The sequence below is a fragment of the Pseudomonas sp. SMV71 genome (assembly GCF_052042015.1).
Lineage (GTDB): Bacteria > Pseudomonadota > Gammaproteobacteria > Pseudomonadales > Pseudomonadaceae > Aquipseudomonas.
This window is the reverse complement of sequence record NZ_JBKGGU010000017.1, coordinates 1-21,307: the sequence shown is the minus strand read 5'-3', so window position 1 is coordinate 21,307 and position 21,307 is coordinate 1. Positions and strand designations below refer to the sequence as shown.

Genomic DNA, 21,307 nt, shown 5'->3' with positions numbered 1-21,307 from the left:
CCATTGCAGGCCACGTCAATAACCGGAAACCCGATAAACCCGCTCATCCAGCCGCGTCACCCCGGCCTGCAAAAACTTCCAGCTTTCCCCCAGCACATCCTGCTCCTGCAAGACCTCCAGCTGCCAATTGCCCCCCAACAACCGCTGCACCTCGGCATCATCCACGGCAAAAGGTGGGCCGGGCATTTCGACCTGGTCGTAATCCAGGGTAATCAACAGCCCGACGCAGCCTGGCAGGATCGCCTGCAAATGCGCTGCATACCGCTCACGCATCGGCATGGGCAAGGCGATCAACGCGGCACGGTCATACAGTGCCACGCAGTCGGCCACTTCCTGCGGACTGAGGGCAAAGAAATCTCCGCAACGAATTTCGATGTTTTCGGCGCGAAAGACCTTGAATGCGCCCTCCTCACTGATGCTGGGCTGCAGTTGATGCTCCTGGAAAAAATCCGCAGCCGCTTTTTCCGACAATTCCACGCCAAGCACTGAATACCCCTGCCGGGCCAGCCACAACAGGTCCAGGCTCTTGCCACACAACGGCACCAACACCCGACTGCCCTGCGCCAGACCCAGTTGCGGCCAGAACCGTTGCAGATAGGGGTTCACCTCGGGCAAATGAAAGCCGATCTGATTCGATGACCAACGCTTATGCCAAAACTCGGGTTCCATGATTCGCTCCAAAAAATCGATCAAACCGGGCTAAAACATGTATTAGATTTAGATGATTGACCTGACGGAAGATGGCGACATCTTAACGCTCTGGAGTCCTTTCATGCTGCCCAGCCTGTTCATCTCCCACGGCTCACCGATGCTCGCCCTGGAGCCCGGCGCCAGCGGCCCGGCGCTGGCTCGCCTGGCCGCGCAACTGCCCAGGCCCAAGGCTATCGTCATCGTGTCCGCCCACTGGGAAAGTGACGAGCTGTTTGTCAGTGCCAACCCGCGACCCCGCACCTGGCACGACTTCGGAGGTTTTCCACCGGCCCTGTATGCGGTGCAATACCATGCGCCGGGTGATCCGGACCTGGCCGCGCAAGTGAGCGAGCAGCTCAATGCCGCACGCTTGCCGGCGCGCCTCGACCATCAGCGACCGTCCGACCACGGCGTCTGGGTGCCTTTATCCCTGATGTATCCCGAAGCCGATATCCCGGTGGTCCAGGTGTCGCTGCCCAGTCGCCACGGCCCGGCATTACAGACGCAAGTCGGCCAGGCCCTGGCGAGTCTGCGCGAGCAAGGCATCCTGCTGATCGGCTCCGGCAGCATCACCCACAACCTGCGCGACCTGGACTGGAACGCCGGCCCCGAACGCATCGAGCCCTGGGCCAAGGCTTTTCGCGATTGGATGGTCGAGAAACTGGCGGCGGATGATGGACCGGCACTGCATGACTACCGTCGCCAGGCCCCCAATGCCGTGCGCAGCCATCCCAGCGACGAGCACCTGTTGCCGCTGTATTTCGCCCGCGGGGCCGGCGGGTTATTCAGCGTGGCTCATCAAGGTTTCACGATGGGGGCGTTGGGAATGGACATCTATCGGTTCGATTGAGGGCGGACCGAGTTGCCTTGATCGCGTGCAGGCTCGCTCCCACAGGGAGTTTGTAAGCACCATAGATCCGGTGTGGGCGCGAGCCTGCTCGCGAATGAAACAACGCCGATCACCCTGAAAGCCCGCAAACCAACAGGCAAAAAAAATCCCCGAACCAGTCGGGGATTTTTCATGCTCGATCAATCAGCCCGGAGGCCGATCAGTCTTCGCGATAGCGACGCAGCTTGAGTTGCTTGCCGGCTACGCGGGTGTCCTTGAGCTTGGCCAGCAACTTCTCCAGGCCATCTTCCGGCAGCTCCACGAGGCTGAAGCTGTCACGCACCTGGATGCGACCGATGGCTTCACGCGCCAGGCCACCCTCGTTGAGGATGGCGCCCAGCAGGTTCTTGGCGGCGATACCGTCACGGGCGCCCAGCGCAGTACGGCAGCGAGCCCGACCTTCGGCCAGCGGGATCGGTGCACGACGCTCGCGATCACCACGGTCCGGACGATCACCGCTGCGCTCAGGACGATCGCCACGCGGTGTGCTGTTCGGCACCAGCGGACGCTCTTTCTCGATTGCCGCCAGGTTCAGCGCCTGACCGTTGGTGGCCTTGCGCAGCAGGGCGGCGGCCAGGGCACGTGGGGAGCAGCCGATGTCGGCGGTCAGGCGATCAAGCAGATCACCGTGGGTCGATTCGGCGTCGGCCACCAGCGGCGACAGGCTGTTGGTCAGTTTCTTGATGCGTGCATCCAGAACAGCTTGCGCGTCCGGCAGACGAACTTCGGCGACTCGCTGGCCGGTCACACGTTCGATCACTTGCAGCATGCGACGCTCACGCGGGGTGACCAGCAGCAGGGCACGACCTTCGCGACCGGCGCGGCCGGTACGACCGATACGGTGAACGTAGGATTCCGGATCGTACGGCATGTCCACGTTGAATACGTGGGTGATGCGCGGAACGTCCAGGCCACGGGCCGCGACGTCGGTCGCCACAACGATGTCCAGACGGCCATCCTTGAGGGAGTCGATCACGCGCTCACGCTGGTTCTGGGCGATGTCACCGTTCAACGCAGCGGCCTTGTAGCCTTTGGCTTCCAGGGCGCTGGCCAGGTCCAGGGTCGCTTGCTTGGTGCGCACGAACATGATCAGCGCGTCGAAATCCTCGACTTCCAGCAGGCTCAGTACGGCAGAGGTCTTCTGGTCGGCGTGGACCAGCAGGTGAGCCTGCTCGATCGCGGTGACGGTCTGGGTCTTGCTCTGGATCTTGACGTGTTTCGGGTCTTTCAAGTGACGCTCGGCGATCGCACGGATCGACTGCGGCAAGGTGGCCGAGAACAGTACGGTCTGACGGGTTTCAGGCATGGCCTTGAAGATGACTTCCAGGTCATCCATGAAGCCCAGCTTGAGCATTTCGTCCGCCTCGTCCAGAACCAGGTGGTTCACGGTGGCAAGGACTTTTTCGTCGCGACGCAGGTGGTCGCACAGACGGCCCGGGGTGGCGACAACGATCTGTGCGCCATTACGGATTGCTTTCAGTTGCGGGCCCATCGGCGCACCGCCGTAGACAGCCACAACAGTCACGCCTGGCATCTGCTTGGCGTAGGTTTCGAAAGCGGTTGCAACTTGCAGCGCCAACTCACGGGTTGGGGCCAGGATCAGAGCTTGCGGCTCGCGCTTGGACGGATCAATGCGGTGCAGGATCGGCAGGGCGAACGCGGCGGTCTTACCCGTACCGGTTTGCGCCTGACCAATCATATCGTGACCGGCGAGAATGATCGGGATCGACTGCTGCTGAATGGCCGAAGGCTCTTCATAGCCGGTAGCGACTACTGCAGCGACAATATTGGGATGAAGTTCAAGAGCGGCGAAGCCGCCGATTTCCTGGGTCATGGGTCTGCCTCTAAGTGCATCCGCAAAGACCCATGCTCCAAAGCTGCGCATGCCGTGTTGAGACTCAAGAGTCGCCCTGGCAGCTTTGTCGGCGGGGATTTGCGAAAACGAATGAATGAAAAAGAACGTCAGGAAGCATCCGTTGTGCGGACATGCAACCGAAGCTGACTTCGGAAATTGCGCTACCTTGACGCGGCCCGGCTAAAGGCCGGCGCGCACTATACCGGAATTCGGTCAAAAAGGGAGCTTTTTTTACAGTGGCTAAATCGGTTCACCCTGGGTAACGAAGGTTCGCCACAGCGTCTCTGTCACACCCGAAACCCGTGGCGAGGGAGCTTGCTCCCGCTTGGCTGCACCGCAGACGTCTTGAACCAGGCTCAGTACCGAAGGGGGACGCTTCGCGCCCCAGCGGGAGCAAGCTCCCTCGCCACAAGAGCACAAGCGCACCAGACAGGACAGTGCCCTCGGGCCTGCATTGTTCACCCACTCAAGTCGCCGGCCGAATCGCCTTGATCAACGGCAACAACGAATACCCCAGTCGCGGCGCCAGCCCTTCGGCCCGCATGATCAATCCGTCCATGTCCAGCGCCTGGTCCAGTTCGGACGGCACGATCAGGATCACGTTGCCCTCCTTCACCGGCAGCTCCCAATAGTGCCGGTGATACAAACCGCGCAACAGCGCAGCCCCCAAGGGCTTGCCGTCGTCGGTGGCCCATTGGTTGATGACCAGCCAGCCGCCGGGATTGAGGCGCTTCTGGCAATCTTCAAGGAAACCCCAGGCCAGGTGCCCGACACCTGGGCCGACATCGGTATAGAGATCGACGAAAATCAGGTCCGCAGGTTCGGCGGTTCCCAGCAGTTCAAGGGCATCGCCGATGCGGATGTACAGTCGCGGATCGTCGTCCAGCCCCAGGTATTCGATGGCCAGGCGCGGCACGTCGGGGCGCAACTCGATGGCTTCGACGTCTTCCAGCGGCAGGAACTTGAGACAGGCCTGGGTCAGCGTCCCGGCGCCGAGCCCGAGGAACAGCGCGCTCTCCGGCTGTTCGTGACACAACGCGCCGATCAACATGGCGCGGGTGTAGTCGTATTCAAGCCAGCTCGGATCAGCGGTGAACACGCAGCTCTGCTCGATGGCATCGCCGAACTCAAGAAACCGGTAGTCGGCCACTTCGAAGACTCGGATCATGCCGAACTCGTCATGCACCTCGGCGAGCAGATGCTCGACGCGCTCCTCTGTCATTTCAACTCCTGGTGCAGCCGGACGGCTGCGACAACGCGCAGAACCTGGGCAAAAGTGTGATTGTCCGCGAAGCGACGCAAGCAGGTCACGCACTAATTTACTGCTAACATGGCCGTCCGAGCGTAAACCACCTAGAGATCATGATGAGCCAACCCTGGAGCCCTGACAGCTGGCGCGCCCTGCCGATCCAGCAACAACCTTGCTACCCCGACGCAGCCCACCTGTTGCAGGTGGAGCAAACCCTGGCCAGTTATCCACCACTGGTGTTTGCCGGTGAAGCGCGGGAGTTGCGCCGTCAGTTCGCCGAGGTGACCCAGGGTCGCGCTTTCCTGCTGCAAGGCGGCGACTGCGCCGAGAGCTTTGCCGAATTCTCGGCGGCGAAGATCCGCGACACCTTCAAAGTGTTGCTGCAAATGGCGATTGTCATGACCTTCGCCGCCGGCTGCCCGGTGGTCAAGGTCGGGCGCATGGCCGGTCAATTCGCCAAGCCGCGCTCGGCCAACGACGAAACCATTGATGGCGTGACCCTGCCGGCCTATCGGGGCGACATCGTCAACGGCATCGGCTTCGACGAAAAAAGCCGGATACCGGACCCCGAACGGCTGCTGCAGTCGTACCATCAGTCCACCGCGACCCTGAACCTGCTGCGTGCGTTCGCTCAGGGCGGGTTTGCCGATCTGCACCAGGTGCACAAGTGGAACCTGGATTTCATCGCCAACTCGGCCCTGGCGGAAAAATACAGCCATCTGGCCGACCGCATCGATGAAACCCTGGCGTTCATGCGTGCCTGCGGCATGGACAGCTCGCCGCAACTGCGTGAAACCAGTTTCTTCACCGCCCACGAAGCGTTGCTGCTCAATTACGAAGAAGCCTTCGTACGCCGCGACAGCCTGACCAACGACTACTACGACTGCTCGGCCCATATGCTCTGGATCGGCGACCGTACCCGCCAGCTGGACGGTGCGCATGTCGAATTCCTGCGCGGGGTGAACAACCCGATCGGCGTCAAGGTCGGGCCGACCATGGATCCTGACGACTTGATCCGCCTGATCGATGTACTCAACCCGGACAACGATCCGGGCCGCCTGAACCTGATTGCGCGGATGGGGGCCAACAAAGTTGCCGAGCACCTGCCACCGCTGTTGCGGGCCGTGCAGCGCGAGGGCAAGCAGGTGCTGTGGAGCTCGGACCCGATGCACGGCAACACCATCAAGGCCAGCAGCGGTTACAAGACCCGGGATTTCGCGCAGATCCTCGGCGAGGTGAAGCAGTTCTTCCAGGCCCACGAAGCCGAAGGCACCTACGCGGGCGGTATTCACATCGAAATGACCGGGCAGAACGTCACCGAATGCATCGGCGGCGCCCGGCCGATCACCGAGGACGGACTGTCCGACCGCTACCATACCCACTGTGATCCACGGATGAATGCCGATCAGTCGTTGGAACTGGCATTCCTGATTGCCGAGACGCTGAAGCAGGTGAGGCGGTGAGTCAGCGGACTTTGTAGCGCCTGTAAAGCCCTCATCGCGAGCAGGCTCGCTCCCACAGTGACCGCGTCGTGCGCAGGTCCTGTGTTCCCAGATCCACTGTGGGAGCAGTCGTGCTCAGGTCTTGCGTTCCCCAGAGATCCACTGTGGGAGCGAGCCTGCTCGCGATGGCGTCAGTTCAGTCACCTCCGATCCGGGCCAACGCCCCAGCCAGCCGGACCCCGCCCTCGCGCCGGCAATTAAGCTGCACCCGCGCCAGCCCCAACCAATCAGCCATGCGCCGCAGGTTCAGCGCCAAGGCCTGCAACCCCACCTCGTCCAGCCCCGGCGCTTCCTCGTGTACTGCATGTATCGCCAGCCGCCCCTGGGCCCGCTCCGCCCGCACGTCGACCCGTGCCGCGATGCGCTCGTTGTGCAGGAACGGCAGGACGTAATAGCCGTAAACCCGTTTGTGAGCCGGGGTGTAGATCTCCAGGCGATAGCGGAAGTCGAACAACCGCTCGGTGCGGCTGCGCTCCCATACCAGCGAGTCGAATGGCGACAGCAAGGCACTGGCCGCCACCTTGCGCGGGATTTTCACGCCGGGACGGCACCAGGCCGGTTGCTTCCAGCCCTGGACCTCGCAGCGCAGCAATTCACCGGCCTCCTCCAGTTCAGCCAGACGTGCACGACTGTCAGCTGGGTCGAGGCGAAAATAGTCGCGCAGGTCCTTCTCTGTTCCCACGCCCAAGGCCTCGGCGGCATGCAACAACAAACCGCGCTGGGCCTGGGCTTCGTCCGGCAGGACTTGTTGCAGGGCAGCGACCGGCAACACCCGTTCCGGCAAGTCGTAGAGCCGCTCGAACCCCCGGCGCCCCGCCACGGTGACTTCACCCGCAGCGAACAGCCATTCCAGGGCATGTTTTTCGGCACTCCAATCCCACCATGGCCCGGCCTTTTCCTGGCGAGTGGACAAGCTGCCCGCCCCCAGCGCACCCTGTTCGCGGACCGCAGCCAGGACCCGATGAATGACATCCTGCCGCTCCTGGCCGAACCGCGCCAATTGCTGGTAGATCCCCTCGCCACGCGACGCACGCTGCATACGCCAGCGCATCAACGGATACATGGATAGGGGCAGCAACGACGCTTCGTGTCCCCAATACTCGAACAGCGTTCGACGTCGCCCCTGGCTCCAGGCCGCTTGATCGAGCAGATCGGGGTTGTAATGACCGAGACGGGAAAACAGCGGGAGGTAATGCGAGCGCACCAGCGCATTGACGGAATCGATCTGCACCACGCCCAGGCGTTCGATCAGGCGATTGACATGCGTCGATTGCACCGAAGCCGGCGGTGACCGCCCATTGAATCCTTGGGCGACCAGCGCCAGACGCCGGGCCTGTTTGAGGGTAAAGGACAGAGTCGCGGGCATGGAGATCTCCTTGTCTGCTCGCAACCTACCTCACCAATAAGGGGTTTGTGTAGGGAAGGATGGCTCATTTGTGCATCGGGTCATCCCAGAATGGCCGAACCACTTCCCGTTCTACGTCGGCACGGCTGACGCCGATATCCTTGAGCGCCTCATCGCTCATTCCGGCCAGCAGTTCACGTTCGTGGTGCAATTCGTACCAGCGGCTAAACTTGTGCAGCAGGCCACTGATCGAAAAGCTGTGGGACGAGAGTTTGTCTATCAGTAGATAACCTTTTTGACCTTTCATCGTGATGTCCTCCGTTGGGGATGGCTCAAGTCTCTCGCCAACGTTAAGATCAATCCAACGAATGTTTCTTATGCAATACATCTCGGAGATTGATCAATTGTCGAGTTACCCGAGTATCGATACGGAAGTGCTGCGTACCTTCGTCGCCATCGCCGACCAGGGCGGTTTTACTCGGGCCGGCGAACTGGTCAATCGCACCCAGTCGGCTGTCAGCATGCAGATGAAGCGGCTGGAAGAGGATGTATTGCAGCGGCGGCTGTTCGAACGCGACGGGCGTCAGGTCAAGCTCACCGCCGAAGGCCAGGTCTTGCTGGGTTACGCCCGGCGGATCCTCAAGCTGCACAGTGAGGTGTTCAATACCCTGCGCGAGCCGCACATGGTCGGCACGGTGCGCATCGGCACGCCGGACGATTATGTGATGCGTTTTCTACCGGGGATCCTGCAGCGCTTTGCCCAGTTCTACCCCTTGATAGAAATTGAAGTGCACTGCGAATCGTCCAAGCAATTGTTGCTGCGCCAGGATCTGGACCTGTCCATCGTTACCCGCAAGCCGGGCGACGAGATCGGCCAGTTGTTGCGCAAGGAGCGCTTTGTCTGGGCGGAAGCCGCCTGCTTCAATGTCCATGAACAAACACCACTGCCGCTGGCGATGTTCAACAGTGATTGCTTCTGCCGGCAATGGGCCTGTAATGCGCTGGATGCCATGGGCCGCGATTATCGCGTGGCATATAACAGCTCCAGCCTGTCGGCGCTGATGGCCGTAGTGGGCGCCGGCCTGGCCATCACCGCACAGCTGGAAAGCCTGCTGACCCCGGACATGCGCGTACTGGGCGAGGCCGAAGACCTGCCGGAACTGCCCGAGGCCAGCATCATGCTGATCCGCAACTTGCACAACCCATCGCCGATCACCGAGTGCCTGGCCGAGCACATCGTCGAAGGCTTCAAACTTTAAGTGCGAGCATCACCGCACACAGCACCAGGAAACCGCAGAACAGCCCGCGCAACAGCCGCTCCGGCAACGCGTGGGCAACTTTTACCCCCCAGCTGATACTCAGCAGCCCACCGACGGCCAGTGGCAGGCCGATGCTCCAGTCCACTTCATGGTGAAAGGCATAGGTGGCGAGGGTCACGCCGGTGCTGGGCAAAGCCAGCGCCAGGGACAGCCCTTGGGCCACCACTTGTGTGGTGCCGAACAGGCTGGTCAGGATCGGCGTCGCGACCACGGCCCCGCCGACACCGAACAGACCGCCCATGGTTCCCGACGCCGCCCCCAGCACAGCCAGCCATGGCCAGCCATAACGCATCTGCGCCGAAGGTGGCGTGGTGGCGGCGAACATTCGGACCAGGTTGTAGAGCGTCAGCACAATCAGGAACGCCACGAAGCCCAGGCGCATGCTCTGCGCATCGATCCCCACGGCCCAGATCGAGCCAAGCCAGGCGAAGCAGAACCCCATGGAAGCCAGTGGCAGCACATGGCGCATCTCGATGCGATTGCGCTGGTGGTAGCGCCACAACGCGAGCATCACATTGGGCACAACCATGACCAGCGCAGTCCCCTGAGCCATCTGCTGGTCGAGGCCGAACCATACCCCCAACACCGGAATTGCAATCAGCCCCCCGCCGATGCCGAACAATCCCCCCAACGTGCCCAACAAGGCACCAAACGCCACAAACACCAGACTCTCGATCACAGACAATTCCCCTTCACCAAGGCGTCTATCCTACGCATTCCGGGCAATTGGGGAAATGTAACTTCGGTTCGGGACGTCAGAATTATCTGGCGCATTAAAGATTCGCCCGCTAGATTTGTAGCGTTCACTGAATGAAGGTTTTGCCATGAGTACCCAGCGCGACACCCCCGAAGCCTGCGCAGCCCTGCTGCTCGATAACCAGGTCTGCTTCGCCCTGCATTCCACGTCCCTGATGATGACCAAGGTCTACAAGCCGCTGCTACAGGCCCTGGGTCTGACGTATCCGCAATACCTGGCGATGATGGTGTTGTGGGAAACCGACGGTTTGACCGTCGGTGAAATCAGCGCCCGCCTGCTCACCGACCCCGGCTCGTTGACTCCATTGCTCAAGCGCCTGGAGGCCGAGGGCCTGCTCAGCCGCACCCGCAGCCGGGAAGACGAGCGCGTGGTGATTGTCGAACTCACCGCAAAAGGCCGCGCCTTACGCGAAAAGGCCCTCGACATTCCCCAATGCATCCTCGCCGCCAGCGGCCAGACCCTGGAACAGCTGAAAAAGCTCCAAGAGGACCTGCAGACACTGCGCGGGCATTTGCAAGAGAGCCTCTGATTGCGCATCCACTGCTAGCGTCGGCGATCCAATGTGGGAGCGAGCCTGCTCGCAAGAGGCGTCACATCCACCGCCTTCATTGACTGACCCACCGCCATCGCGAGCAGGCTCGCTCCCACAGGTATCAAGCCAGCCTCGGACCCTGTCATCACCACCGATCCAATGTGGGAGCGAGCCTGCTCGCGAGAGGCCGTCACATCCACCGTCTTCATTGACTGACCCACCGCTATCGCGAGCAGGCTCGCTCCCACAGGTACCAAGCCAGCCTGGATCCCGTCAACACGAGTAACCATTGTGGAAGCGAGCCTGCTCGCAATGGCGCCAGTGCTGTCCCAAGAAGCAATCACCAATCCGGAAAATTTTTCCCCTCTGGAACGGCTCTAAATCAAGGGTCACAGCCACGTCGCCTGCGTTTTTCTAAAAAAAACCAAAAATTTATCTTGCGCACAAAACATTAGCGCTATACATTCTCTTCACACCTACTTAGCGCGCAAACATTTAGCGCAAAAAACCAACCAGAAACGAGGCTCTCATCATGCAAACTCTCTACACCGCAATCGCAACTTCCACTGGTGGCCGCGACGGTCGTGCGATCTCCAGCGACAACATCCTCGACGTCAAGCTCGCCACGCCCAAGGAACTGGGTGGTGCAGGCGGTGCAGCGACCAACCCTGAGCAACTGTTCGCCGCTGGTTACTCGGCCTGCTTCATCGGTGCGTTGAAATTCGTCGCCAGCCAGAGCAAGCGCAAGATCCCAGACGACGCCTCGATTACTGCCCATGTCGGCATCGGCCAGATCCCTGGCGGCTTCGGCCTCGACATCGATTTGCACATCAGCCTGCCGGGCCTCGAACAGGCCGACGCGCAAAGTCTGGTGGAGGCGGCTCACCAAGTCTGCCCGTACTCCAACGCCACCCGCGGCAATGTCGATGTGCGCCTGCACGTAACCGTCTGAATCAGCGACCCGAATTCGAACTCAAGGAGAAACTCATGAAAAAGCTCAGCAAAGTCCTGACCGGCACCCTTCTGGCTCTCAGCGTCGGCAGCGCCTTCGCCGATAACATCGTGGAACACAACACCCAGGCGTTTCTCGATGCACTGAACGCCGGGAACGGCAAGCCGTTGGAACAGCTCTCGCCCAAGGATGCTCGCGCCGTTCTGGTCGGGGCCCAGGCGGGCGTGAAACTGACCTTGCCCAAGGCCGACGTCAGCGAGAAGACCATCCAGGTCGATGGCCAGCCGATCAGCCTGACGATCGTCCGCCCGGCCGGGGTCAAAGGTGAGTTGCCCGTGTTCATGTTCTTCCACGGCGGTGGCTGGGTACTGGGGGACTTCCCGACCCACGAACGCCTGGTTCGGGATCTGGTGGCAGGCTCCGGCGCCGTCGCGGTATTCGTCAACTACACACCGTCACCCGAGGCGCATTACCCGGTGGCGATCAACCAGGCCTACGCGGCAACGAAATGGGTGGCCGAGCACGGCAAGCAGATCAACGTCGACGGCAAGCGCCTGGCGGTCGTGGGCAATAGTGTCGGCGGCAACATGGCGGCGGTCGTGGCGCTGATGGCCAAGGACAAAGGGACCCCGGCGATCCGTTTCCAGGCCCTGCTGTGGCCGGTAACCGACGCCAGCTTCGAGACGGCGTCCTACAACCAGTTCGCCGAAGGGCACTTCCTCAGCAAGAACATGATGAAGTGGTTCTGGGACAACTACACCACCGATGCCGGGCAACGCAACGAGATCTACGCTTCGCCATTGCGCGCCAGCACCGCCCAGCTCAAGGGCCTGCCGCCTGCGCTGGTACAGACTGCCGAAGCCGATGTGTTGCGTGACGAGGGTGAAGCCTATGCTCGCAAGCTCGACGCCGCCGGGGTTCCGGTCACCGCAGTGCGCTACAACGGCATGATCCACGACTACGGGCTGCTCAACGTGGTCAGCCAGGTACCGGCGGTACGTTCGGCGATGTTGCAGGTGTCCGAAGAGCTTAAACAGCACTTGAAGTGATGGGACCAGCCGCAACCTTCGTGGCGAGGGAGCTTGCTCCCGCTGGGCTGCGCAGCAGACCTAATCCACAGGGTCCACGGCCAATGATCCAGACAGCAGCAATGAAAAAGCCCGACTCAATGGTCGGGCTTTTTCATACACAAGACTTCGCTTATTTAGCGCGGCCTTTGTAGGAACCGCCTTCGCGGGTATCGATTTCGATCATGTCGCCGATTTCGATGAAGTCAGCCACCGACAGCTCGGTGCCGTTCTTCAGTTTGGCAGGTTTCATGACCTTGCCGGAAGTGTCGCCACGAGCAGAACCTTCGGTGTAGTCAACCTGACGCACGATGGTGGTCGGCAGCTCTACGGAAACCAGGCGCTCTTCGAAGAACACAGCTTCGCAGACGTCGGTCATGCCTTCTTCAACGAAAGGCAGAACGCTTTCGATGTCTTCGGCGTTCAGTTCGTACATGGTGTAGTCAGTGGTGTCCATGAACGTGTAGGTGTCGCCGCTGATGAAGGACAGGGTCGCTTCCTTGCGGTCGAGGATCACGTCGTCCAGTTTGTCGTCCGCACCGTAGACGGTTTCGGTCTTGTAGCCGGTCAGCAGGTTTTTCAGCTTGGTCTTCATGATCGCGCTGTTACGACCCGACTTGGTGAATTCAGCTTTCTGAACCAGCCAAGGATCGTTGTCGATACGAATCACTGTACCGGGTTTGAGTTCTTTACCAGTTTTCATTGCGAATATCCGAATTTGGATGGGATTGACAAAAATCTAGGCCGCGTATCATATCCAATTTACATAAAACTTCACCAGCGCCGCGGCAAGATCCGGCCGTGAGGCCTGTTCCAGACACCACGCCCGGGCATGTTCGGCCAGTTCCGGCCCCTGTTGGCACGCAGCTTTCCAGTGTTCGGTCATGTCCTGCCCGGCATTCCAGGCTCGCCAGAGACCGTTGATCGCTTTTTGCGTTGCGTCCGGAAGCCCTCGGGTATAGAGCCCGAGAAACGCCTCGAGTTTTTCCAGGTGAACGTCTTCTTCCTGCTGATAAATGTGCCAGAGCATTGGCCGGCCCGCCCACTGAGCCCGTACGAAAGAGTCTTCGCCACGCACCGCGTTGAAATCGCAGCACCACAGCAACTGGTCGTATTGGTCCTGCCGGATGAACGGCAGCACCTGGACCGTGAGACCGCCACGCCGATGCACCGCTCCGGCCTTCAGGTCAGCGACTCCGAGCCAGCGCTCCACGTCCCCCAGCACCCGCCCTTCCGGAACCAGCACGTGGAATTTTTTGCCGTTCGTCGACATCGCGTCGAACCAGCTGGCCAGACCGGCATTTTCATAGGCGAACAGCGAAATCAAGTACGTATCCGACGCCCGCTCAACGTCCAACCCCTGCAGAAAATGTCGCTGCGCCTCGGCATCCTGCTGAAATTCCCTACGGCGCTCAAGAAGCCCAGCCTCACGCAGCAAACCACCCGTCCCTTCCTGGAAGCCTGGGAAAAAAAAGTACTTCTGCACATGTTTGTATTTGACCGAAGGCAAGCCATGACAGCCCACTACCCAGTCCTCGGCGCTCAGATAGTCGAGGTTCATCCACAGTGGCGTCGTCTGGCGTTCAGCCATCGCGTCCATGTAGGCAGCAGGCAGTTGGCAGGCGAACGCGGCAATCACCACATCCGCAGCGTCGGTGGCCGGCCAGGTCTGAGGCCAATGCCGCACCTGCACACCCTGCTGCCATTGCACCTCAAGACTGACATCGATTTGCGGGCACAGCCGTTCGAAAGCCCGCAGGTCATCCACCCACAGTCGCACCGCGCAATGATGTTCGGCCACCAGCTGCCGGGCCAGGCGCCAGGTGACACCAATGTCGCCATAGTTATCGACGACGGTGCAAAATATATCCCAGCGCACGGTCATTCCTGACTCCTGATGGCAAATGTCCGATTGTCCCGAATAAACCGGTGATGCAGAAGAGCCGACGGCGATTAATCTTCATGCGACAATCAGGCCTGCCCACGAGCCTGCCAGGAAGCAGCCATGCCCGATCACTCACCTGCCCCACGCCCTACCGCCCTGAAGTTGACCCTCAGCATTGCCCTGGGCCTGTGGCTGGGATTCCTCGCCATCGTGCTGAGTGGTTGGCTGCTGTCCAGATTCCTGCTCAACGAACAACTGGCCCCGGTGGCCGCCGCCGTCCACCAACTGGCGCAACCACCCGCAGTGCAACCGCCACCCGAAGCGCCGACACCGATGTTCGAACAATACCAGCAGAACCTGCAGAGGAACGAACAGCGCCAGGCTCTCGACCAAGCTCGCAACAACCCGCGCAACCTGTCCAATCCCAAGTGCCAGTTCTGGTTGCAGCAGGACCAGAACGCTCCCAGCGAAAAAAGCCGCGCCAACGTTTTGCAGTTCTGTGAATGAACATGAACAAACAGACCGTCCACCAGTTGATCCTCGACAAGCTCAGGATTGACCTCGATATCGCCGAACGCGCCGCTCAGACCGCGTACGAAACCGCGACCCACGAAGAAAATATCGCCGAGAACAAATATGACACCCTGGGCCTCGAAGCGTCTTACCTGGCCGCCGGCCAGGCCCGGCGGGTTGAAGAAATCCGTCAGGCCCTGGCGCAGTGCCAGAACCTGACGCTGCGGCCTTACGACGCGCAGCGCGGCATCCAAGTCGGCACATTGATCGGTCTGGAGGACGAGAACGGTCGCGAACAGTGGTTGTTCCTGGGACCGGACGCGGCGGGACTGAAGGTCTCGCTGGTGGGGCAACCGATCACCGTCATCACCCCCCGCTCGCCGCTGGGCCGAGGCTTGCTGGGTAAATTCGAGGGGGATGAAGTGGAGATCGTCGTGGCGGGGGCCCGGCAACAGTTCGCTGTCACCGAAGCCATTTAGAAATGGTTTAGTGCACGGGCAGTTCGACACCGTCGAACAGCTCTTCGAGCTCTTGTTTGTTGTGGCACTGGATGGCCTTGGCCATGACATCCCGGGTCAGGTGCGGCGCGAATTTCTCGATGAAATCGCACATGAAGCCACGCAGGAAAGTACCGCGACGGAAGCCGATCTTGGTCACGCTGGACTCGAACAACTCGCTGGCGTCGAGCACCACCAGGTCATTGTCGAGCTTGGTATCGACAGCCATCTTCGCCACGATCCCCACGCCCAGTCCCAGGCGAACATAGGTCTTGATCACGTCGGCGTCGGCGGCGGTGAACACCACTTTCGGCGTCAGGCCACGGTGGCTGAATGCCTCGTCGAGCTTCGAACGACCGGTGAAACCGAATACGTAAGTCACGATCGGGTATTCGGCCAGGGCTTCGAGGGTCAGCTTCGGCAGCTTGGTCAACGGGTGGCCTTGGGGCACCACCACGCAGCGGTTCCAGCGATAGCACGGCATCATCACCAGATCCCCGAACAGCTCCAGGGCCTCGGTGGCGATGGCGAAATCCACGGTGCCGTCGGCGGCCATTTCGGCGATCTGCATCGGCGAGCCTTGGTGCATGTGCAGCGCCACGTCCGGGTATTGCTTGATGAAGTTGCTGATCACCGGCGGCAGTGCATAACGGGCCTGGGTGTGGGTGGTGGCGATCGACAGGGTGCCCTTTTTCTCGTTGGAGAACTCCTGGGCGATCTGCTTGATGCTTTCGACCTTGCGCAGGATCTCGCCAGCCGTGGTGATGATGCGCTCACCGGCGGGGGTCACGCGGGTCAGGTGCTTGCCACTGCGGGCGAAAACCTCGACGCCCAGCTCATCTTCCAACAGGCGGATCTGCTTGCTGATGCCGGGTTGCGATGTGTAAAGGCTTTGAGCAGTAGCGGAAACGTTGAGGTCGTGGTGCGCCACTTCCCAGATGTAGCGCAGTTGTTGAAGCTTCATATGTATCCCTCAAAGCAGTTGGACGCCACGGCATCAGCGGCGATATATAACTATATGGAAGGTTTGAACAAGAAATCTAGAACTTTTTATAGAATGCCATCATTTTGCTTCAAACCTCGCCCTGGCGGCGGCGCTGTACCAGCGGCACCAGGTAGACCGGCACACGGGATAACTGCAATACCCGTGCGGCGGTCCTGCCCAGCGGAGTTTCACCGCTGGCCCCCTGACAATGACTGCCTACGATCAGTAAATCGACGGAGAGTTTCGCAGCCTGTTCCAGAATGACCTGGGACGGATCACCCTGGTACACCCTGACCGACTTGATCAATTGCAGATCCTGCTGCCCTTCCCCCAGCTCTTCGCGAAAGCTGTCGAGCACTCGGTGCTCGATATTGGCCATCACCGTATTCAGACCCTGGCGATGAAATTCGTTCAACGCCTGCTCGTCGAGATAGCTTTGCAACACCGACTCGGCGAACAGCCCCATCGGTTCTACCGCATGCACCACATACAACTCGGCTTTAAACGTCCGTGCCAACGCCAAGGCATGCTGCATCACATACGGGGCGTAGAGCCCCAGGTCTGTGGCGTACAGCATCGAACGAATCATGTGACCTCCTCGCGTGCCAGAATGGCGGAGATTGATTCAGCTTAGCAGCGCCTCGGCGAGCGCGACGTGCGGCTTGAGGTCTCGGACCAAGGGCGGTCAGGGGGTCACTTCGTTGCTGATGCCATGGGGCACGTGACCGGTGGCAACTACCTCGCGGGCCAGTTCACAGTGACCGGTCTGGTCATCGAAAAACACATCGGCGGCGAACGCTTCGAGGAATGCCGATTTGGCCAGGCCGCCGAGAAACAAGGATTCATCCAGGCGAATATCCCACTCACGCAAGGTCCGGATGACCCGCTCGTGGGCCGGCGCCGAACGCGCCGTCACCAGCGCTGTGCGGATGGGGCAGGCGTCTTCGGGAAACTCCCGCTGCAGCGCATTGAGCGCCGCAAGGAAGCCTTTGAACGGCCCGCCTCGCAGCGGCTCGCGTGCGGCCTGACGCTCGTTGGCCTGGAACGCAGCCAGGCCACCCGCCTGGTAGACACGCTCCGACTCATCGGAAAACAGCACTGCATCGCCATCGAAGGCAATGCGCAATTCGTCGCTGGCGGCACGGCTGGCCCCACCCGACAGAATGGTCGCGGCGGCAAACCCGGCGTCCAGGGCGCTGCGCACGTCCTCGGCGTGGGTGGATAAAAACAGATCGCAGCCAAATGCCTTGAGATACGGATACGGGCTGCGACCGCCGACGAACGCGGCCCGCGAGATCGCCAGTCCGTAATGATGGATCGAGTTGAAGACCCGCAGGCCGGTATCGGCGCTGTTGCGCGAAACCAGGATCACCTCGACCCGGGCCCGCCCCAGATGCTCGTTGAGGTTCAAGAGTTTCTGCACCAGGGCAAACGCGTCCCCGGGCGCCAGCACCTCGTCCTCATGCTCGATCTGGTACTGCCGATAGGCCTCGACGCCACTCGATAGATACACCTTGTGGCTTTCGCTGAGGTCGAACAGCGCCCGCGAGGAAATCGCCAGCACCAGTTTGTCGTCGATGTTATTTGCCATGCTTCCTCCCTCACCCGCTTAGCAATTACGTCGCTCCAGGAATTGCAACGCCTGATACAAGGCTTCGATTCTCGGCAAGGCACAGCCCGCCGCCCTTGCCGCAGCCAGTGGCCGGCCGTAAATGGCCTCCAGCTCCAGCGCACGCTTGTGGGAATAATCGTGATACATGCTCGGCCAGTAATCCGGCATTTTCTCAGTCATCGTAAACAGATACCCGGCGTAGCCCGGCGCGATGTGATGCCCGCAAGCCTGCGCCCCAAGCACCACCTCCTCCATCAGCGCCTGGATCAATCCACGGCTGTGCTCGTCGGTCATCAATGGGGTGGTGCTGGCACCGAGCAGGACCGACAGGCCGTTGTAGGGCACGTTCCACACCAGCTTCTGCCAGCGGGCCTGTTGCAGGTCGGGCATGGCCTGGGAATCGATGCCGGCACTGCGAAACAGTGACGCCGCTGCCTCGACAATCTCCATGCGCGAGGCTTGATCGCCGCAAGGCCCGCTGTGGTATCCAATGTTGACCGCTCCGAGCGCCTGATGGGTGATGACGCCAGGAACGACTCGATGCACACAGACCAGGCACAAGCCGCCCAGCAGGTGCAGGGAGTCAGGCAGCAACGGCCGCAGTTGCTCCTCGACATCCAGGCCGTTCTGCAGCAACAGGACTTTCGCGCCGTCCGCTGCGGCCTGGATGATGGCTGGCGCAAGATCGGCATTGCTGGTGGTCTTGGCACCGACCAGCAGCCAGTCACAGGGTGGCATGTCCGCCGCCGAACGATAGGCCTGGACCGGCTTGAGGCTCAACGCACCATGGACCGCGCTGTCGACCTGCAAGCCGTTTTCGGCCACGGCGCCGAATTCACTGCGCAACAGAAAGTGCACGTCGAAACCGGCGCGTGCCAGCATCACGCCATAGAACCCGCCGATGGCCCCGGTTCCGATCATTGCAATCCGCGGTTTTGCGTCTGCCTGCATCTTGCCACTCCTCTGGAAAACGACCCGGGCACATCATTACATAGCAGCCTTATGGCCAGGAGATTTAACCCTCTTTGTGGGAGCAAGGCTTGGCCGCGATGCGGACGATGTGGTCCCTCTGGGGACAATGCGACTGTGTCGCGAGCGAGCTTTGCTCCCACGGCTCAGCACAGATAAGCCCCAGGTCACAAAGAACGCAGTGCCTGCCCATTGTCGAGCAACCTCGTAACGCGATAAGGTTCGGCTCCCCGACGCGCTTAAATCCGCTGTGCACCGCCGCGCGGGGATCGCTGGCGGCCGGCACCCGTGACCTGACGAGTAACACGATGGCTGATTTACCGATCAATGACCTTAACGTCGCCTCCAACGAGACCCTCATCACGCCTGACCAGCTCAAGCGCGATATCCCCCTGAGCGACGCTGCCCTGCGCACCGTGACCAAGGGCCGGGAAGTCATCCGCAACATTCTCGACGGCACCGACCACCGCCTGTTCGTGGTCATCGGGCCCTGCTCGATCCATGACATCAAGGCCGCCCACGAGTACGCCGAACGCCTGAAAGTGCTGGCTGCGGAAGTCTCCGACACCCTGTACCTGGTGATGCGAGTGTATTTCGAGAAGCCGCGGACCACCGTCGGCTGGAAAGGCCTGATCAACGACCCTTACCTGGACGACTCCTTCAAGATCCAGGACGGCCTGCACATCGGTCGCCAGCTGCTTCTGGACCTGGCGGAAATGGGCCTGCCCACCGCGACCGAAGCCCTGGACCCGATCTCCCCGCAATACTTGCAGGACCTGATCAGCTGGTCGGCCATCGGCGCGCGCACCACCGAATCCCAGACCCACCGCGAAATGGCCTCCGGCCTGTCGTCGGCAGTGGGCTTCAAGAACGGCACCGATGGTGGCCTCACCGTCGCCATCAACGCCTTGCAGTCGGTGTCCAGCCCTCACCGGTTCCTGGGCATCAACCAGGAAGGCGGCGTGTCGATCGTCACCACCAAGGGCAATGCCTACGGTCACGTCGTATTGCGCGGCGGCAATGGCAAGCCGAACTACGATTCAGTCAGCGTCGCACTGTGCGAGCAAGCGTTGAACAAGGCCAAGATCAAGCCGAACATCATGGTCGATTGCAGCCACGCCAACTCCAACAAGGACCCGGCGCTGCAACCATTGGTCATGGAGAACGTGGCCAACCAGATCCTGGAAGGCAACCAGTCGATTATCGGCCTGATGGTCGAAAGCCACCTGAATTGGGGCTGCCAGGCGATCCCGAAAGACCTCGCCGACTTGCAGTACGGCGTGTCCATCACCGATGCCTGCATCGACTGGAGCGCGACCGAGACCACCCTGCGCAGCATGCACGCCAAGCTCAAGGACGTGCTGCCCAAGCGTCAGCGCAGCTGATCGCTTTCTTCGCCGCAAAAAAAAGCCGGGCTTGTCAGCCCGGCGTTTTTTTGTGGAATCCGTTTTATCAGAGCTTCGCCGCGTGCCGCTGATGGCGTTCCATGTAGCGCTCCACGTAGGAACAGGACGGGATCACGGTGTAGCCCATTTCTTCGGCGTACTGCAGCGCCCGTTCGGTCAGGGCCGCCGCGATGCCCCTGCCGCGCAAGGCGTTGGGCACGAAGGTACGATAGATATCCAGGGTCTGCTTGCCCAGGTCCATATAGGTCAGATAGGCACGATGACCGTCCACATTGGTCTCGAACTGATGACCAGCCTGGTCATGGTGGATGGACAACGCCTCGCTCATCACTACTCCTCGCGGGTCTTTATACTGACCCCTACCTTACCGATGTTTTTCCGGCGAAGGAACATCTACGCCACCCCGTGCCTTCCTGGTCACCGAGCGCCAAAACCCGAACCGCTCAAACCCGAGCACGTCGTGAATAGTAGGCACCAATGACGCAAATGCTCAAGAGCACGCCTGTCTTCGAGCGGCTGACCTCGTCGGATTTATCGGTCGAGGGCCATCGTCGCGCTGGAAGCGGCCACGGTGCAATAGCTGAACATCGCCAGTTGTTGAGTCTGAGACGAGCAACGGTAGTTAAAGTCACCGCCTACAGCAATAAAAGATGCCTTCAAGGTTGCGCAAAAAACGTACAAAAGTGTAGGCAAATCAATAAACAGCGACACTAGCGGGCGATGAAGAGTTCCATTAGCCTACGGAACTTTTCCGCGTCGTCACGCTCCATTCATGGGCTGCGGCTGTATATTTTTTAAACAACACTAAGAAAAGTTGCTTGAAAAAGAATCACCGCCTACAATTTTTTTGCTTCTTGCGCTACGTCAGTTTACTTACTACAAGTAATGGGTAGTATGTACGCCGGCTAACTCTCCAGTCTGGAGAGACAGTCACTAATAGAAAGTCCTTGAAGGGGAACACGATGAACAACGTTCTGAAATTCTCTGCTCTGGCCCTGGCCGCAGTTCTGGCTACCGGTTGCAGCAGCGCATCGAAAGAAACCGAAGCACGTCTGACTGCTACCGAAGACGCAGCAGCTCGCGCCCAAGCTCGTGCAGACGAAGCCTACCGTAAAGCTGATGAAGCTCTGGCTGCTGCTCAAAAAGCACAACAGACTGCTGACGAAGCTAACGAGCGCGCTCTGCGTATGCTGGACAAAGCTAGCCGCAAGTAATAATCCCTCGGGATTGTTATCGAGCCGACCCATTGCTGGGTCGGCTTTTTATTGCCCGGCTTTCCCCCA

At 60.5% G+C, this 21,307-nt stretch carries 23 protein-coding genes; 10 read left to right on the top strand and 13 right to left on the bottom strand.

Translation table 11 applies throughout. From position 1 onward, the window contains the following. Nucleotides 1-15 precede the first annotated feature (15 nt). Nucleotides 16-669, bottom strand: a complete 654-nt coding sequence (locus tag ACLEJQ_RS18210; RefSeq protein ID WP_440797124.1) for a thiopurine S-methyltransferase — start codon at nucleotides 667-669, stop codon at nucleotides 16-18. 103 nt (nucleotides 670-772) lie between these two features. On the opposite strand from ACLEJQ_RS18210, the gene ACLEJQ_RS18205 reads away from it, so the two are divergent. Further along, nucleotides 773-1,540 (top strand): DODA-type extradiol aromatic ring-opening family dioxygenase, encoded by a 768-nt coding sequence (locus ACLEJQ_RS18205; RefSeq protein ID WP_440797122.1) that lies wholly within the window; start codon nucleotides 773-775, stop codon nucleotides 1,538-1,540. A gap of 199 nt (nucleotides 1,541-1,739) precedes the next feature. Here ACLEJQ_RS18205 and ACLEJQ_RS18200 read toward each other — a convergent pair whose 3' ends face one another. Both ACLEJQ_RS18200 and ACLEJQ_RS18195 read right to left on the bottom strand, forming a co-directional pair. Then, nucleotides 1,740-3,413 carry a DEAD/DEAH box helicase gene (locus ACLEJQ_RS18200; RefSeq protein WP_440797119.1) on the bottom strand — a complete coding sequence of 558 codons (1,674 nt, stop codon included), beginning with the start codon at nucleotides 3,411-3,413 and terminating at the stop codon, nucleotides 1,740-1,742. 487 nt (nucleotides 3,414-3,900) lie between these two features. Beyond that, entirely contained in the window at nucleotides 3,901-4,656 is a 756-nt protein-coding gene (locus tag ACLEJQ_RS18195) for a spermidine synthase (RefSeq protein WP_440797117.1), read from the bottom strand. 143 nt (nucleotides 4,657-4,799) lie between these two features. Between ACLEJQ_RS18195 and ACLEJQ_RS18190 the strand changes: the two genes are divergently transcribed. After that, the gene (locus ACLEJQ_RS18190) at nucleotides 4,800-6,146 is read left to right on the top strand and encodes a class II 3-deoxy-7-phosphoheptulonate synthase (protein ID WP_440797115.1); all 1,347 of its coding nucleotides are present in this window, start codon (nucleotides 4,800-4,802) and stop codon (nucleotides 6,144-6,146) included. Between the two features lie 175 nt (nucleotides 6,147-6,321). Here ACLEJQ_RS18190 and ACLEJQ_RS18185 read toward each other — a convergent pair whose 3' ends face one another. Both ACLEJQ_RS18185 and ACLEJQ_RS18180 read right to left on the bottom strand, forming a co-directional pair. Continuing rightward, nucleotides 6,322-7,551, bottom strand: a complete 1,230-nt coding sequence (locus ACLEJQ_RS18185) for a winged helix-turn-helix domain-containing protein (RefSeq protein ID WP_440797113.1) — start codon at nucleotides 7,549-7,551, stop codon at nucleotides 6,322-6,324. A 64-nt stretch (nucleotides 7,552-7,615) separates the two neighbouring features. Then, the gene (locus ACLEJQ_RS18180; RefSeq protein WP_440797111.1) at nucleotides 7,616-7,837 is read right to left on the bottom strand and encodes a DUF1127 domain-containing protein; all 222 of its coding nucleotides are present in this window, start codon (nucleotides 7,835-7,837) and stop codon (nucleotides 7,616-7,618) included. Nucleotides 7,838-7,934: 97 nt separating this feature from the next. Here ACLEJQ_RS18180 and ACLEJQ_RS18175 point away from each other — a divergent pair, with 97 nt between their 5' ends. Further along, nucleotides 7,935-8,789 (top strand): LysR substrate-binding domain-containing protein, encoded by an 855-nt coding sequence (locus tag ACLEJQ_RS18175; protein ID WP_027912697.1) that lies wholly within the window; start codon nucleotides 7,935-7,937, stop codon nucleotides 8,787-8,789. On the opposite strand, the gene ACLEJQ_RS18170 is transcribed toward ACLEJQ_RS18175, so the two are convergent. Then, nucleotides 8,779-9,513 (bottom strand): sulfite exporter TauE/SafE family protein, encoded by a 735-nt coding sequence (locus ACLEJQ_RS18170; RefSeq protein WP_440797300.1) that lies wholly within the window; start codon nucleotides 9,511-9,513, stop codon nucleotides 8,779-8,781. The genes ACLEJQ_RS18175 and ACLEJQ_RS18170 overlap by 11 nt on opposite strands. Nucleotides 9,514-9,673: 160 nt before the next feature. On the opposite strand from ACLEJQ_RS18170, the gene ACLEJQ_RS18165 reads away from it, so the two are divergent. The 3 genes from ACLEJQ_RS18165 (at nucleotide 9,674) to ACLEJQ_RS18155 (ending at nucleotide 12,139) form a co-directional block, all read left to right on the top strand. After that, on the top strand, nucleotides 9,674-10,135 hold the full coding sequence (locus ACLEJQ_RS18165; RefSeq protein WP_440797109.1) for a MarR family winged helix-turn-helix transcriptional regulator: 462 nt from the start codon (nucleotides 9,674-9,676) through the stop codon (nucleotides 10,133-10,135). A gap of 535 nt (nucleotides 10,136-10,670) precedes the next feature. Beyond that, complete coding sequence (locus ACLEJQ_RS18160) at nucleotides 10,671-11,090, top strand: organic hydroperoxide resistance protein (protein ID WP_440797108.1); 420 nt, start codon at nucleotides 10,671-10,673, stop codon at nucleotides 11,088-11,090. A gap of 35 nt (nucleotides 11,091-11,125) precedes the next feature. Next, entirely contained in the window at nucleotides 11,126-12,139 is a 1,014-nt protein-coding gene (locus ACLEJQ_RS18155) for an alpha/beta hydrolase (protein WP_440797106.1), read from the top strand. 151 nt (nucleotides 12,140-12,290) lie between these two features. On the opposite strand, the gene ACLEJQ_RS18150 is transcribed toward ACLEJQ_RS18155, so the two are convergent. Both ACLEJQ_RS18150 and earP read right to left on the bottom strand, forming a co-directional pair. Further along, entirely contained in the window at nucleotides 12,291-12,860 is a 570-nt protein-coding gene (locus ACLEJQ_RS18150; protein WP_003226785.1) for an elongation factor P, read from the bottom strand. Nucleotides 12,861-12,908: 48 nt separating this feature from the next. Continuing rightward, the gene (gene earP / locus ACLEJQ_RS18145) at nucleotides 12,909-14,042 is read right to left on the bottom strand and encodes an elongation factor P maturation arginine rhamnosyltransferase EarP (protein ID WP_440797104.1); all 1,134 of its coding nucleotides are present in this window, start codon (nucleotides 14,040-14,042) and stop codon (nucleotides 12,909-12,911) included. 120 nt (nucleotides 14,043-14,162) lie between these two features. Between earP and ACLEJQ_RS18140 the strand changes: the two genes are divergently transcribed. Together ACLEJQ_RS18140 and ACLEJQ_RS18135 are read left to right on the top strand one after the other, a co-directional pair. Continuing rightward, entirely contained in the window at nucleotides 14,163-14,549 is a 387-nt protein-coding gene (locus ACLEJQ_RS18140) for a hypothetical protein (RefSeq protein WP_440797102.1), read from the top strand. 2 nt (nucleotides 14,550-14,551) lie between these two features. Then, on the top strand, nucleotides 14,552-15,034 hold the full coding sequence (locus ACLEJQ_RS18135) for a GreA/GreB family elongation factor (RefSeq protein ID WP_440797298.1): 483 nt from the start codon (nucleotides 14,552-14,554) through the stop codon (nucleotides 15,032-15,034). Between the two features lie 7 nt (nucleotides 15,035-15,041). Here the strand turns inward: ACLEJQ_RS18135 and cysB are convergent, their stop codons facing one another. From cysB to ACLEJQ_RS18115, 4 genes are all read right to left on the bottom strand, one after another. Beyond that, on the bottom strand, nucleotides 15,042-16,016 hold the full coding sequence (gene cysB, locus ACLEJQ_RS18130) for an HTH-type transcriptional regulator CysB (protein WP_440797100.1): 975 nt from the start codon (nucleotides 16,014-16,016) through the stop codon (nucleotides 15,042-15,044). A gap of 109 nt (nucleotides 16,017-16,125) precedes the next feature. After that, nucleotides 16,126-16,626 (bottom strand): universal stress protein, encoded by a 501-nt coding sequence (locus tag ACLEJQ_RS18125; RefSeq protein ID WP_245144436.1) that lies wholly within the window; start codon nucleotides 16,624-16,626, stop codon nucleotides 16,126-16,128. A 96-nt stretch (nucleotides 16,627-16,722) separates the two neighbouring features. Next, nucleotides 16,723-17,628 carry a 5'-nucleotidase gene (locus ACLEJQ_RS18120; RefSeq protein WP_440797098.1) on the bottom strand — a complete coding sequence of 302 codons (906 nt, stop codon included), beginning with the start codon at nucleotides 17,626-17,628 and terminating at the stop codon, nucleotides 16,723-16,725. Between the two features lie 18 nt (nucleotides 17,629-17,646). Then, a complete protein-coding gene (locus tag ACLEJQ_RS18115; protein WP_440797096.1) occupies nucleotides 17,647-18,600 on the bottom strand; it encodes a putative 2-dehydropantoate 2-reductase in 954 nt (317 codons plus the stop codon). Between the two features lie 326 nt (nucleotides 18,601-18,926). Here ACLEJQ_RS18115 and ACLEJQ_RS18110 point away from each other — a divergent pair, with 326 nt between their 5' ends. Continuing rightward, entirely contained in the window at nucleotides 18,927-20,003 is a 1,077-nt protein-coding gene (locus ACLEJQ_RS18110; protein WP_440797094.1) for a 3-deoxy-7-phosphoheptulonate synthase, read from the top strand. 67 nt (nucleotides 20,004-20,070) lie between these two features. On the opposite strand, the gene ACLEJQ_RS18105 is transcribed toward ACLEJQ_RS18110, so the two are convergent. Further along, entirely contained in the window at nucleotides 20,071-20,352 is a 282-nt protein-coding gene (locus ACLEJQ_RS18105; RefSeq protein ID WP_003183779.1) for a GNAT family N-acetyltransferase, read from the bottom strand. A gap of 634 nt (nucleotides 20,353-20,986) precedes the next feature. Here ACLEJQ_RS18105 and oprI point away from each other — a divergent pair. Next, the gene (gene oprI / locus ACLEJQ_RS18100) at nucleotides 20,987-21,238 is read left to right on the top strand and encodes an outer membrane lipoprotei OprI (protein ID WP_025113130.1); all 252 of its coding nucleotides are present in this window, start codon (nucleotides 20,987-20,989) and stop codon (nucleotides 21,236-21,238) included. Nucleotides 21,239-21,307 lie beyond the last annotated feature (69 nt).